General features: G+C 64.4%; 13 protein-coding genes and 1 pseudogene. 7 read left to right on the top strand and 7 right to left on the bottom strand.

The window, feature by feature from the left end; genetic code table 11:
* On the bottom strand, positions 1-2108 hold a 2108-nt coding region (locus AB4068_RS15340; RefSeq protein WP_441433821.1), incomplete at its 3' end, for a transglycosylase domain-containing protein.
* Between the two features lie 201 nt (positions 2109-2309).
* The gene (lgt, locus tag AB4068_RS15335; protein ID WP_441433820.1) at positions 2310-3200 is read right to left on the bottom strand and encodes a prolipoprotein diacylglyceryl transferase; all 891 of its coding nucleotides are present in this window, start codon (positions 3198-3200) and stop codon (positions 2310-2312) included.
* Between the two features lie 382 nt (positions 3201-3582).
* Between lgt and AB4068_RS15330 the strand changes: the two genes are divergently transcribed.
* Positions 3583-4425 carry an AfsR/SARP family transcriptional regulator gene (locus tag AB4068_RS15330; protein ID WP_441433819.1) on the top strand — a complete coding sequence of 281 codons (843 nt, stop codon included), beginning with the start codon at positions 3583-3585 and terminating at the stop codon, positions 4423-4425.
* Between the two features lie 475 nt (positions 4426-4900).
* Here the strand turns inward: AB4068_RS15330 and AB4068_RS15325 are convergent, their stop codons facing one another.
* Positions 4901-5206 carry a YegP family protein gene (locus tag AB4068_RS15325; protein WP_441433818.1) on the bottom strand — a complete coding sequence of 102 codons (306 nt, stop codon included), beginning with the start codon at positions 5204-5206 and terminating at the stop codon, positions 4901-4903.
* A 1238-nt stretch (positions 5207-6444) separates the two neighbouring features.
* On the opposite strand from AB4068_RS15325, the gene AB4068_RS15320 reads away from it, so the two are divergent.
* The 3 genes from AB4068_RS15320 to AB4068_RS15310 all read left to right on the top strand — a co-directional run bounded on the left by AB4068_RS15320 (position 6445) and on the right by AB4068_RS15310 (position 7903).
* Positions 6445-6987 carry a DUF3040 domain-containing protein gene (locus tag AB4068_RS15320; RefSeq protein WP_441415431.1) on the top strand — a complete coding sequence of 181 codons (543 nt, stop codon included), beginning with the start codon at positions 6445-6447 and terminating at the stop codon, positions 6985-6987.
* Complete coding sequence (locus tag AB4068_RS15315; protein ID WP_441433817.1) at positions 6984-7346, top strand: SPW repeat domain-containing protein; 363 nt, start codon at positions 6984-6986, stop codon at positions 7344-7346. Before AB4068_RS15320 ends, AB4068_RS15315 begins: the two co-directional genes overlap by 4 nt.
* Positions 7347-7603: 257 nt before the next feature.
* Complete coding sequence (locus AB4068_RS15310) at positions 7604-7903, top strand: hypothetical protein (RefSeq protein ID WP_441415433.1); 300 nt, start codon at positions 7604-7606, stop codon at positions 7901-7903.
* Between the two features lie 163 nt (positions 7904-8066).
* Here AB4068_RS15310 and AB4068_RS15305 read toward each other — a convergent pair.
* Together AB4068_RS15305 and AB4068_RS15300 are read right to left on the bottom strand one after the other, a co-directional pair.
* Positions 8067-8984: pseudogene (locus AB4068_RS15305) on the bottom strand (SGNH/GDSL hydrolase family protein).
* Positions 8985-9309: 325 nt separating this feature from the next.
* On the bottom strand, positions 9310-9675 hold the full coding sequence (locus tag AB4068_RS15300) for a YegP family protein (RefSeq protein ID WP_441433816.1): 366 nt from the start codon (positions 9673-9675) through the stop codon (positions 9310-9312).
* A 332-nt stretch (positions 9676-10007) separates the two neighbouring features.
* On the opposite strand from AB4068_RS15300, the gene AB4068_RS15295 reads away from it, so the two are divergent.
* Positions 10008-10250 carry a MerR family transcriptional regulator gene (locus AB4068_RS15295; protein WP_441433815.1) on the top strand — a complete coding sequence of 81 codons (243 nt, stop codon included), beginning with the start codon at positions 10008-10010 and terminating at the stop codon, positions 10248-10250.
* 139 nt (positions 10251-10389) lie between these two features.
* The gene (locus tag AB4068_RS15290) at positions 10390-10740 is read left to right on the top strand and encodes a DUF3846 domain-containing protein (RefSeq protein WP_441433814.1); all 351 of its coding nucleotides are present in this window, start codon (positions 10390-10392) and stop codon (positions 10738-10740) included.
* Positions 10741-11813: 1073 nt separating this feature from the next.
* Here AB4068_RS15290 and AB4068_RS15285 read toward each other — a convergent pair.
* Entirely contained in the window at positions 11814-12293 is a 480-nt protein-coding gene (locus AB4068_RS15285; RefSeq protein ID WP_441433813.1) for an SRPBCC family protein, read from the bottom strand.
* Between the two features lie 610 nt (positions 12294-12903).
* On the opposite strand from AB4068_RS15285, the gene AB4068_RS15280 reads away from it, so the two are divergent.
* Entirely contained in the window at positions 12904-13173 is a 270-nt protein-coding gene (locus AB4068_RS15280) for a DUF1508 domain-containing protein (protein WP_441433812.1), read from the top strand.
* A gap of 88 nt (positions 13174-13261) precedes the next feature.
* Here the strand turns inward: AB4068_RS15280 and AB4068_RS15275 are convergent, their stop codons facing one another.
* Positions 13262-13468, bottom strand: coding sequence for a hypothetical protein (locus AB4068_RS15275; protein WP_441415439.1), 207 nt, complete (start codon positions 13466-13468; stop codon positions 13262-13264).
* Positions 13469-13586: the final 118 nt, after the last annotated feature.

Raw genomic sequence — 13586 nt, 5'->3', positions numbered from 1 at the left:
CCGGCGATGTAGGCCCCGTCCACCACGGGGTAGTATCTGCCGTTGACCGTGATGTCGCGTCCGAGCCGCGAGGGACCGCCGTTGAAGGGGTCTCCGAAGAAGGACGCCGTTGCCAGGCCTTTCGTGTAGCCAAGGACCCAGGTCTGGTTGTTGTACTGGTTGGTGCCGGTCTTGGCGGCGTCCGGGACGCCGAGCTTCTGCGGGATGAGCAGGCCGGAGCCCTTGGTGAGCACGTCCTGGAGGACGTTGGTGGTGGCCTTCGCGACATCCGGTTTCAGGGCGTTCGGCTGGCATGCGGATGCCTGCCCGCCGATTCTCTTGCCCGAGGCGTCGTCGACTTCGGCGATCGAGATGGGTGCGCAGTACGTGCCGTCCGCGGCGAAGGTAGCGAAGGCGTTGGCCATCGTCAGGGGGGCGACGTTCTGGCTGCCCAGGATRTTGCCCAGGGTCGAGAGGTCGATCTTCTTGTCGTTCCCGTCGCCCAGGTGCAGGCCGATGGCGTCGGCCGCCCGCTGGACGTCGCAGAAGTCGTTCAGGCCGGCGAGGGACGCGAACGTCGCGGTGTTGATTGAGTTGTAGATGCCCTGCCGGACGGTCATGGGCCGGTACCAGCCGGGTTCGTCGTTCTGCAGGTCCGTGGAGGGTGGAAGAGTGCTGTCGAACCAGCCATGGACGGCCCCGCATGTCGTCTTCCACGGGTAGTTGACGCCGTAGCGACGCCTTGACGCGTCGACAATCTGGTTCGTTGTTTTGCCTTCGCCGAGCCAGGCCGCGAGGGTCACCGGCTTCATGGTCGAGCCGGGCTGCATGCCGCCCACGCCGCCCAGGTCGTTGCCGTTGGCGTCCGCGCGGTCGACGTTGAAGTTGTAGGTCGAGACGAAGCTTGTGCCCTGGCCGGCGAGCGTGCGGGAGTTCTGTGCCATGGCGAGGACCTTGCCTGTGCCGGGCTGGACCGTCACGAGGGAGGCGCCCCATTTGTCCGGGTTCGTCCCGGTCGTGGAGTCGACCTGGGCCTGGGCGGGTCCTTGGAGGCGCGGGTCCAGGGTGGTCTTGATGGTCAGGCCGCCGCGCATGATCTTCTGGATYCGGTCCTCCTGTGTCGCGCCATAGGCCGGGTCGTTCTGGATCTGGTGGAGGACGTAATCGCAGAAGTACTGGGCCTGGACGGCGTAGGCGCAGCCCTGCTTGGGCGGGTTGACCTTCAGCTGGATCGGGGTGTTGACGGCGTCGTCGTGCTGCCGCTGGTTGATGTAGCCGTGCTGGAGCATGGCATCGAGCACCAGGTCCCGCCGCGTCTTGGACGCCACCGGGTGCTGGGTGGGGTCGAACAGCGAGGGTCCGTTGACCAGGCCGGCGAGCAGGGCCGCCTGGGGCACCGTAAGGTCCTTGGCGTCAACGGAGAAGAAGTACTGGCTGGCGGCCTGGATGCCGTAGGCGTTGGCGTTGAAGCCGACGATGTTGAGGTAGCCGGCGAGGATCTGGTCCTTCGTGAACTGCTTCTCGAGGCCGATGGCGAGCTTCATCTCCCGGAGCTTGTCGTTGATGGTCTTCTGGCCGTTGAGCACGACCTGGGCGTCCTTGCCCTGGGCGATGAGGTTCTCGTTGAGCACGTTGGTCACGTACTGCTGGGTCAACGTGGAGGCGCCCTGCCGGGCCCCGCCGCTGTTCGTCACGAGGGCGCGCAGGATSCCGGTCGGGTCGATGCCSCCGTGCTGGTAGAAGCGGTAATCCTCGATCGCGACGATGGCGTTCTTGATGTTCGGGGACATCTGCTCGAGGGGAACCTGGGTGCGGTTCTCGTTGAACAGCGTCGCGATCTGGGATCCGTCTGCTGCGAGTACCCTCGTCACCTGCCCGGCAGGTGCCACAGTCAGCTCACTGGGCAGCCCGTTGAAGAACTGGGCCGAGCCGCTCGCTGTGATCCCGGCCACCGCTGCGGCGGGGACCATCAGGCCGGCCACGAGCATCCCGCAGACGGCGCTCACGCCGAGGAAGAGCAGGATCCGGCCGAGCGTTGTTCCCGTRTCCARGAGCGGGTTCCTGCCGGAAGTCACAGCGGCCGGCGCAGGGCTCCGGGCCGGATCGGACCCAGCACCGTGCGGAAGCATGCCTCGTTCACGGGGCCAAGGCCGAATTCGTATCCGATTGAACATATCTTCCTCAGGTTCTCTGGCGATGGATCGGGTTGGTTGTCGGGCGTAGTGCCCCGCGTCTCTCAAGTGCCCGGGTGGTGAGCATTGCCCGCAAATCGCACACGTGGGCGGGGTGCGGGCTGGGTCGGTTCCGCGCCGTCATGCGGGCTCWGAGGGTCAGCTGCCGGTAGCCAGCGGTTCAGAGGAGTCCGGCGCGGAATCCCCGGGCACGGCCGTCGAGCGTCTGCGCCGGAACAGCAGGACGAACGCGACGGCGCCCGCCAGGAAAATCAGGGCGGCAACCCAGGTGTTCACCCGGAGCCCCAAAATCAGGTTGGCGTAGTCGGAGCGCATCAGTTCAAAAGCGAAGCGCCCCGCCGTGTATCCGGCGACATACAGGGAGAACACGCTTCCCGCCCCGAGAGTGAAGCGCCGGTCCACATACAAAAGAAGAAGCCCGACGACGACGCACCACAGGGACTCGTAGAGGAACGTGGGCTGGAAATAGCCCAGGACCACCGGCGCGCCCGAGGGATCGGTCACCGCCGAGCCAGTTGCAGCATCCATCTGATGGATCTGGAGTTTCCACGGCAGGGTCGTCGGATCCCCGTAGAGCTCGTTGTTGAACCAGTTACCCCACCGGCCCAGGGCCTGGGCAAAAACCACCCCTGGCGCCACTGCGTCCAGGAACGCCACCAAAGACACCTTCGCCCTGCGGCAGCCGATCCACGCACCCACTACCCCCAAGGCCACGGCTCCCCAGATCCCCAAGCCGCCATCCCAGATAGCAAAGGCATTCCACGGATTCTTTCCCGGAAGGAAGTAGAGCTCGGGATCGGTGATGACGTGGTAGATCCGGCCCCCGATGATCCCTGCGGGCACCGCCCAGAGGCAAATGTCCAGCACCTGCCCGGCCTCGCCGCCCCGGGCGGTCCAACGTCGGGAAGTGAGCCAGATGGCGAGCGCGATCCCTGCCAAGATGCACAGGGCGTAGAAATGGATGCTCAAGGGACCCAGATGAAAAGCGCTCACGGTCGGGGACGGGAAGAATGAATCAGTTGCAGTCATGGAGATTCGGGATCCTGTTCGGAAAGTTAGGGCAAAAACAGTGTTGCTCGGCAACCTTGAGGTCAGCCGGGTTCCGGCGGGCGCTCCCGGGCCGGAACAGCCCTCGGGCCCCACTGATCGCATACGCCCTCCTGATGAGTCCAAACTGGACTCAACGGTTGCCCTCTACTTCCAAGCCAGAGGCGGACTCAAACGCGGGATGTAGGCAGCCTTTGCGACCCCGGTCCTGCCGAAACCCCTGGACCTGGTAAGTAGGGCATCGGATAGGGTGCCCTGATTCAAGTAGCGGTCACTCGCGACCGGGCTGGTCATTATTCGATAGTGTCTATTCAAATGACGTTTGCCCTACGGTGATTCGGCGGTCGATTGGGGTGGTATTGACGTGGTTTTATCATCAGATCCGCAGTGGTCCCTGACCCTGCTCAACGGGTGGATGCTGACCCGGGCCGGCCGGCGGCAGAAGGTAGCACATCGGCAGCAACGCCTTATCACCGCGCTGGCCCTGCTCGGCGAGCGGCCGCGGACGTTCCTCTCCGGACTTCTCTGGCCTGACTCGTCCGAGGCCCAGGCGGCCGTCGGTCTCAGGGTGAGCATCTGGCACATCAATCACGAGCTCCCCGGCCTGCTCGATGCTGACGGAACTACGGATGTCTCCGTCACCCTCGGTGAGCACGTGCTCGTTGATATCACGGACCTTCAACGCGAGCTTCAAGCCCCGGGAGCTGAGTTGAGCGATTCGTACCCGAGATGGGAACGGCTACGGACTGCGGAGCTTCTTCCCGGATGGTACGAGGACTGGATTCTGGTCGAACAGGAACGGTTCCGGGCTCTTCGTACAGCGGCCCTCGACTCCATTGCGTCATACCACCTCAGTCAGGGAAACACCGAGGAAACCAAGGCTGCGAGCAAACTGGCCATTGCCCTGGAGCCTTTCAGGGAGTCCTCGTACCGTTTGCTGATACAGGCCCACCTTGCGACCGGCGACCTTGTCTCCGCCCTTAAAACGTATCGGAGCTTCTCCGCCGACTTGAGACAGGAATTCGGCGTTGGCCCGTCCCCGTCACTCGTCAAGCTCATCGCCGGTGCCGTCGGAGACAGCGGCCGTCAAATGGACAACGGCGGTTTGCCGCCCACCCAGATGCTCCCGTCGCTCCGCCCCGTGACCTCCGAATCGGGGGCCCCCGGCGTAAACCTTGGCAGGGAACTGGCGGCGCAAAAGCTGTAGTCCGGCGGTCAACCTCGGGGTGTCCAGACGTGCGAACCGAAGCCTCTCACCGGTAAGTCCGCCGTGCCGTACCTTGAACGGACAAATCCGCCGGACATCCATCAGGAACGGCTTACCTCGACACGCCTCGCCGTGGGAGCTGTCCACGGCAGCGGGGAGTGTCGCTAGTACAACAGCCGAGTAGCGCGGCCGGACGAGCGTTTTGGCTTCGGCCGTGGAAGGGATCTCGACGCATCGACGACCTTCAGGATCGGTCCCTGGATAGGGCCATGAACGGTACATTCGGAAAACATTCACTCTTGTGTCGTTCCGCTTCATTTGCGCCCACAGCGTACAGGCGAGAGGCACGGCAGCCGGCAAAGGGTCACCTATGCCCACAGCGCACCGCCGAGCTGGAATCAGGTCGTCCGTCCCTCGCCCACACTGAGCCCAGGCGGCAAAGCGATCCTCTTCGCTGGCTGTGTCGTGTTGACGTTCAGGCAGCCTTATTCCGGTGGACGGCAGGGCCTGGGGCATCGGCTGAGTGGTCAGCCTGGTATCGCGGAGTCATGATCGGGGGAGCGGGATCTGACCTGGGTGGCGATCCGTGGGCGGGGATTTCGGGGCAGAGGTCGGTGATAAGTCCCATCCCGGCATACTCGCGAACGGCCGTGATGCCGGCGACAGCAGCGGGTTTGTCGGGAAATGACCTGGAAAGGGCCATTACGGTGCCGTCTTTTGCTTTGAGACGGAATCTGAAGCTCATGTTCTCGTCTGCGAAGAGTTCGAAAGTACCGGTCATGGGCATCCTCCTGGATCGGGAAACGAGCCGCGTGGTCTTTACTTGTCAGGTCCGGGGCGCGGCTTTGCGTCCCGGCCATCAGGTCGTCATTGCGATTCTTTACGTCGTTTGTGAGGTCCACCACACGCGGACGAAACTCAGGGTACTTAGGCGCTCGGCCTACTGGCGAGTATTCCGGGGGCGATGGTATGAAAGTCGGCTGCCACACACCAAGCACAAAACGCCCGGTAAATCCGGGGGACAGACGGCGCTCAAAACGACGTCGGAGGAAAGGATTAACTGTGGCGCCAGCCGCACCTACGGATGGTGCCGGAATCATCGTGGAAGGCTCCTCGCCCTGAATGGCTTTGGCCTCGGCTCCCACGCCGTCCCGCGGGGCTAGCCGCCAAGCCTTCAGAACACCGCTTTACGATCGCACGGGCCGGAAGGTGTGGCAGCGCCGCGACAATGGCAACCCGGATCCAGAGCGCGACCGCTGTGCATGGATCAGCCAGTGGACGCGGAGCGGGGCCCTGTTCGACGTAGTGGAGTCTGTGGTCCGGTCCACGTGCAGCCAGGACCACAAAGTTGAGGGGCCTTGCGTCCCGGTATGCCGGAACTATGGGTTATCGGTCGATGTCCAGCAGGTGTAAGAGTCAGCATTGTCCCTCACGTTCTCTATGATCGCTTTCAGAGTCCCCGCTATCGCCGCTGCTGCTTCGGAACGGCTGACGGGTCTCGGGGTCGGTGCACGTGCGCTCCGATGGAGGAGACCACCCGTGTCTGGGCTAACACTACGTTAGGAACTCCCGAACGGAAATGCCCCAATTAAAGTGATGGCACACGGTCAGTTACTGGCCGGCGTAGCGACCAAACGACCCCAAATTCCTTTCGTTTGTTGCACGCGTCACAGTCTGTTGTTTAGCCTCCTGGCCAGTGCTATAAAAAAAATTATCCCAACCACGACATACGTTTGTTGGGAAGAATCCCTCAGTTTCTGTGCGGGAGTGAGGAAAGCATGACGATTCGTTCCGACCGGTTCCGTCCTGTTCCGCGAACTCGGCGGGCTCGCCCAGCGGGTTGTTGTCGTGGCCTCCCGGCGGGCGGCCACGACAACCGGCAACGGGCGCGACGGGAGGAATTTCTCGTCACCTACGGGCTACCCGCAGCTGTCCTCGATCCGGTGGAGATGGATGCCGAACCCCGTCCGACCGTGACGGCGCCGTCGCAGACGACGGGGGAGGGGAGGAAAGCTAGCAATGCCGCTGTCGGACTATGAGCGCCGGCGCCTCCAGGCACTCGAATACGATCTGGCTGCCGAGGACCCTGCTTTGGCGCGGGAACTGGGGGCGGGGACGCCTCCCCGGCTCTGGCTTCGCAGATGGACGGGCATCCTCGTGACACTCTGGGGTTTCGGTCTGTTGATTCTGGGTATCGCCGCCCACGTACCGGTTCTCGGGGTCCTGGGCTTCCTGTTCATGATCGGCGGTGCGTGCGGATACCCCCTGCGCTGGCCTGCCTGCCGGTTCCGGACCGGGCCAGGGACAAGAAGCTTCGGGAGGATGACGGTGCGCGGATCCCGGGGCCAGCCGTGGGAGCGGGTGCGTCGCCAAGGCGTTGGTTTTGCTCAAGCCTACGCCGGCCGCTCCGATGAGACGTGGGGAGGCCGTGCAGGCCTCCCCACCACCGGTCGACGCGCGGTGCCGCATGACGGCAGCGAAACCGTCGACCAAAACAACGGGGCCCGGGTTCAATTCAAGAGAGCGCAGGACCGTTCATATCAAGAAGGTGGTTTCCTATGAAGAAATGGACACGATGGCAGGATTGGGTCACGGTTGCCGCCGGGCTCTACGCTGTCCTGTCGGTCATCTGGACCACGGCGGCCGGCTCGTCGGCTGCCTTGATGGTCGTGTTCGGCGCTTTGCTGATCGTTAGCGGTGTCATCAATCTGGCCATGCCCGGAACACCGGTCATGGAGTGGGTGCAGGCAGCTTTCGGTGCCTTGCTGTTCCTTTTTCCGTGGCTAGGCTCTTACGCCATGCAAGCGGGGGCCGCCTGGACATCCTGGATCACCGGCCTGGTGGYGCTCGTCGTCACCGCGACCGCAATCAAGCCCAGCACCGAGGAACACCGGCACCACATGGTCAGCCCATCGCACTGAATGAGCACTGACTACAAACAACATCGCCTGGCGGGCCCATAACCGGACCCGCCGGCCGCGGGGCCCGGACCGGACAGGGAGTCCTGGACGCACGCATCCCGGGGCCGAGGGCTGGATTCCTCCCGGACGGCAATGGTACTACTGAGAGGTCCGAAAACTCCCAGCCCGGGACCGGTAGAGCCGTCGGCCTGATGGCGGGGCCCTTGCCCTGCAAAGGGTTCGATGGCTTGGTCGATCCAACGATAGGAAGGTGGACGATGAATATCGAGCCAGAAGAAATCGGCCCCGAGGTGCCGGAGGCCGATGCTCTCGAGCAGCAGACACCGGTCGTGCCGGAGAATTCCGGGGAGTTGACGGTGGGGGAGCAATTGCCCGACGGGGTCCCGCAAGCGGATTTCATCGAGCAGCGCACGCCCGTGCAGCCCGGCAGCCACGGCTATGACGGGATCGCCGTCACGGAAGCGGAGGCCGCCGAAGCAGACCTGATCGAGGGGGCCATCGAACCTTCCACCGGCGACGAAGACGACTACCCGGACGCCCGCGAAGACACCGGATAGGGCAGCGCCGCTCACCGGCGGGCTCCGGCTCTGCCCGGAGACGGAGCGGGCACCGGCTCTGGCGAAAAAGGGGTTCGGCCCGCTCCGGTTCAGGGCTGCGGTTCCGGGCGCAGGCCCGCTGGGCCCCGGACGACGTCGTGGTGGAGTCGAAGCCGCCTGCGGATCATGGTCGCTCAGCTATCCGGTTTTCTCTTATCATCCCCGGCTCGGGTTCTGTTGCGCCGTTTCCAACGAACGTCCCTGGCGGCATCCGCGCACCGAACACCGGACCCGCGTCCGGCCGTTTGGCGTGCCACTCTCCTTCGGAGTTCCGAGGGTTGAGCCCTCGCAGGACCCAGGGGACCAGGTGTTCGCGTGCCCAGACAATGTCATCCGCCCTTGCCTCGCGCCAGCTGCGACCGGGCAGGTCTTTGGGTGTCATCGGCTTCAGGGTGTGGGGAACGTTGAGGGTGTCGAGCACCATGATGGCGATGGTGTGCTGGCCCAGGGGAGAGAAGTGCAGCCGGTCCGGATCCCACATCCGGGGGTGGGTGAGTTGGCGCAGGGCCTAGAGGTCGGCGATTACTGCATCCTGGCGGGCCGCGATGGCGCGCAGGTTCTCATTGAAGATGGCCACCTTGGCACGGGTCCGTCCCAGCACCGGGGTCGCGCCCCAGTCCGGGCCGGCGAACAGCACAATCGTTGCGCCGGCAGCGGCGAGGAGTTGTACGCCGGCGTCCATCCGGTCCGCGAGTTTGTCGGGGTCGCTTCTGCGGAAGATCAGGTCATTGCCCCCGGCGTTGAGGGTGATCAGATCCGGTTGCAGGGCGAGCGCGGGGCCCACCTGCTCGTCCAGGATCTGATGGAGCAACCGTCCGCGGACTGCCAGATTTGCGTAGGCGAAATCTTGGTGTCCGGCGCTCAGTTCTTCCGCGACCCGGTCCGCCCAGCCTCGCAGGCCCCCCGGGCTGCGGGGTTCTGGATCTCCTACCCCTTCGGTGAACGAATCACCCAGTGCCACGTAACGGCTCCACGGGTGCAGGCGGGCGCCGGAACCAGCGGAGCCACCCTGCGCCGGACTATCGGCGCCAGGAACGTTCATCCCCCCATACTGCTCCTGCCGGGCCGCACGCGCCATGACGCGCTGACGAAAGCCGGGAGGACGCGAAGAACACGCCGGAAATGGGCTCGGGAGGGTGGCCGTCAAACCGGGGCCGTCATCCACCGCCATGAAGGCATTTACCGGGTTCGGGGACGGCCGCGAACTCTCGTGCACGGGCTCCGGAATGATATCGCCCGGCTCCAAGGTCCCGCGTGTGACCCGTTCCCGGTCTGCGTTGTCGCCCCTGACCGTGGCGTTCCTATGCGGCTAGCCTGTGGCCGCCGCCTGCCGGTTCGTCTCCGGCCGGGGCCGGCCTGATTGCAGTTCAGGCGGCCGTGCGCCGGCTGGGACGGTGGCTTGTGCCGTGTCCGGGTCCTGCCGGTGTGACCGTGGCAGTCCGGGGTGGCAGCGCGCCGCCTGAACGGGACGAAGGCTGCGCAGCGGTGGACAGCGGGGACGTGGTCCGGGCCGCCGGCATGGTTTGAGCTGATGGTCGGTGGAGGGGGATGTGAGGGCAGAGGTCGGCGATCAGGCCCATGCCGGCGCACTCGCGGACGGCGGCGATACCCGCGACAGCGGAGGCTTTGTCCGGAAACGGCTCGGAGAGGGCCACGACGGTCCCGTCGGGGGACGTGAGCCTGAACCTGAAGGCCTTGTCGCCGTCGCGGAAGAGTTCGAATGTACCTGCCATGATTGTCCTCCTGGGCGCGGAAGGAGCCGCGCCGGCTTTCTCTTCGGACCCGGGACGCGGCGTTGCGTTCCGAAGACTCTGGTCAGGTCAGGGATCAGGTTACGTGCGTCTGTGACGCGCGGCACACATGTGGCCCTAGATTATGCGGTCAGCAAGCCGGTTGACCAGTACCTGAAGCACGAAAGGGCCTGCGATGTAGTGCTCTGCAGTCCTGACAGACCTCGGACCGGCGTTCCTTCGGCCGGGGCCGGATGAAGTCAGCGTCTCATAGCACCAGCAACGAGTCTGGGCAAGCGTGATTCCAGCGAATTTGGAGGTCCCGATGGTGCAGGATGAGGACCCCCGGACAGGGTGTGTACGCCATTTCCTTCGCCGCCGAACTCGTGGGCATGGGGCAGCAGAATCTGCGCCTCTACGAGCGCAAGGGCCTGCTGGAACCGGGCAGGACCCTGGGCGGAACCCGCCAGTACAGCGAGTACGATCTCGTGACACTGCGCCGGATCGGTGAACTGCTGGATCTGGGCCTGAACCTGGCCGGCATCCGGATGGTCCCGGAACTGGAAGCCGCCAACTAGCGCCTGGAGAGCGCCCTCAGGACCTCCCGACCCACCGCTCCGGCCCGATGAGACCGGTCCGCGGGGGGGCGGGCAGGACGCACGTCTGCCGGAGGGAACAGCAGGGGACGCTGTTCCGTTTACTTGAAGAGGACAAAAGATGGAACGCAAACCTGCCGCGCTGATTGTTCCTGCAAGCCTGGGCGAATCCGTCATCCTAGGAAGGCTGGACACCGACCCGGCCGCCCTGCGGCGGCTGGTCGGAGGCGATGTCGAATCAATCTCCCGCGGCGACTGGCATGTCTACCTCAATGCCCGTGGCATGATCCTGAACATGCAGCCCAACATCCGTGCCGCCCAGCTCGCACACGATGCAGGTCTGGACATCGCCGACGCGGCCCGCGGAACCGCGGTCTTCCTCGGCAACGCCGGCCCGGCCGCCGAATCCGACGTCCCGGCATACCTGAGCCGGCGCGCCCGGGAACTCTTCGGTACTCCGCTGGCCGCCTAGACATTCACACGATTCCAGGACAGAGGCCACGGACTCCCGTCCCCGTCCCGAAAAACAGGTACAGGCCACTCTGGCCAGGATTCCGACGTGCTTGTTTACTTGTGAGCATCGGCCACAAAGGAACAGGCCTGGCCTGCCGGCCCGGCCGCCAGACGGGGCCGGCGACGGAGAATCCTTGGAGCCCGGGGGCTCGGATTCTCAACTCAGGCGTCGCCGGCCCCCGAGACCAGGGTGAAAAGGACCGCCATTCTCAACGAACATTCACTGGGTCCCCGCCGTTGGAAGTCCCGCCTCTTGATGACCCCCGCCGCTGAACGAGGCAAATGACGGGTCCTGGCGTGGATGCCGTTCAACAGTGAAGCAATGACCGTAAACCCGGGGCCTCTGCCGACGAACGGCAACTACGGCCCATCGGCGGGTGCCGCAGCGCAGGCGGAGGCCCCGGCCCATCCAGGGCGCTTTGTACCCATGATTGAATCGGCCTAGCTTTGAGGTGAGGCTTCACCACCCACAGCCTTGGGGCAGGCCTCGCCGTTGATGGGGGAGTTTCGATCATGGCCAGCCTGCAGCAATCCGCCGACGTCAGGCGTCGAATCCGTCCGGCAACTTGACAAAACCACGGCGCCCTATATCGGAAGGGAGTCGGACGATTCTTGATGGTCAGGCTTCATTGGTGCCGCTCTCCTCCCAATGAGAAACCCGGCCGGCTGCCAAGCCGGTCGCCGGCGGCCGAATTTCCTGGCATTGACCCGGACAAGGACGTGGAGATCTCCATAACCGAGGGTCAGCTGCAGATCCGGTCTCGATGATCAGGAACTCGTCAGTGCCGCAGGTATCGCACCATGGGCGGTCGCCGGACCGGTGGGCGGCCCCGTCGGTGGAGGAAAAAGTGGTTTCGGGCGTCATTGTCGTTCCTTCCTTGAAGGTGGCCCGGGTTACGCCGGGCAAGGTGTTCCGCTGCGGGCGGCTTCTCGGGTTTTTGCTTCTGACTCATGCCCTGGCGCCGGGCCCGAGGATCCAGGGGGCGGTCCACGGTGAGGGCTCCCTGGTACCGGGTGGCTCGGGTCAACTGGCTACGCGCCCGGGGGGCCTTCGACCTCGCCTTCGGTGATGCTTCCCCGCCAGGCGCCGGTTTCGACTTCGCGGGCCTCGATGAATTCCTTGAAGTGTTGCAGGTCTTTCTTGACTTGCCGGTCGTCGAAGTGAACCGACGCGCCGAGGTGTTCGAGTGTTGTCTGTGGTTCCCAGTTCATGGTGACGGTGATCCGGGTTTCGGTGGGGCTCAAGGGCCTGAACGAAATGGTTCCGGCATTGCGGGGGCCGTCCGTGCTTTCCCAGCTGATGGTGTCATCGGGGATCTGTGCCGTGATTTTGGTGTCGAACTCGCGCCGGATCCCGGCGATGTCGGTGGTGAAGTGCACGGTGGTTTCATCGAGTTGCCGGACGCTCTCGACGCCGTCCATGAAACGCGGAAATTCCTCGAATTGCGTCCATTGGTTGTAGGCCTGGGTTAACGGGACGTTGACGTCGACCGATTCCAGCACGGTAGCCATGACTGTTTCGCTCCTTCAGTTACCGGCCCGGCCCTGAACGGTTCCCAGGCCATGGGCCTCACTCCCACGCTAGGACGATCTTCAGGCCGGGACAAGGCCGCATCCCAGTGACGGGTGTGCCTGCGCATCGCGGCCGGGAGACTCGGATTGATTCCATCAGCCCCACGGTACACGAGGACGAACCGGGCGCCCTGACGCACGCGGGACCTCATCGAATCTGCAGCGAGGTGGTCACGATGGTCAAATCGCTTAGGCCGGGGCAACGCCCTGACACGTCGGGCAGGTCTCCGGTCGTTTCGCCTCAGGATCTTTGCTGCGGCGCATGTGGAGCCCCGGCGGATTCAAGACTGGCACTGTTCACACCGCACTGTGTCGGCGAGGGCCCGCGCCGGGAAATCCCCGCGACGCTCAGGTTCACCTGCAGCGAATGCGGAGCGGCGCCCACGACATATCCGGTCCCGGCAGGGTGGGCACCCGAGGGCTGGGAATGGTACGACTGAGCCGGAACAGCCTGTCCTAGGGCCGGTCGTGGGTGCCTGGAGCGGTGATGATCAGTAGACTTGGTTTGTCCCTTTTCACACGTGGATGTGCCGGACGGGAGGCAAATGTCATGGCCGGCTATTTTGAACTTATGGATGCTCCCGATGGCGGGTACAGGGTGGCGTTGGTGGATTCCGAGGATTATCTGGTGGCGATGTCGGTGACCTTCCCCGACGGGAGTGCCGCAGCGAAGGGCATTGCAAGCATCAGGGAAATCGCCGGGACAGCCATGGTCAGGGACCGCAGGCACGGGCACGACGAACTTTGCACCTACCGGAAACGCCATGCCGCTTCCCCGCGGCATGGCGCGGAAGATGTCAGGAAAGCAGCAGGACGCTGACCGGCTTTGGCCAACCAATGAGCAGGAGCAGTTGAGCCGCGACGGATGCCGGATGACTTCCATTGTGATGCAGGTCTAAGGGCTGGGGTTAGGGGCTGGGGCTAGGTATTTGACAGCCGATTCTTGGGTTCACGCCTAGATAGTTCAACGGCCCGGACACGATGGTGACGGCAATGGTGCCGGCTTGGGAGCAGCTCGCCGGGGGAGCGTTGAACTGGCCGCGTTGCAGTGCGGCAGCTGTTCCGATGGCAAGCCACAGCAGCAACAGGATGCCGATGATGGTTCTGAGGCGCATGCCGCACCCCTTCTCTGACCGGAGCCGCCCGGTCCGTGATCGTTTCTTACCCCCGTCGCACGGAGGATCCGGCATCATGCCGGCGGATGCGCCAAGGCAGGGGTCCGGCAGTTTTGAC

It is taken from the genome of Arthrobacter sp. 2RAF22, assembly GCF_052115325.1.
Lineage (GTDB): Bacteria > Actinomycetota > Actinomycetes > Actinomycetales > Micrococcaceae > Arthrobacter.
Note: the sequence above shows the minus strand (reverse complement) of the source record. Positions and strands in the feature narration are given on the sequence as shown.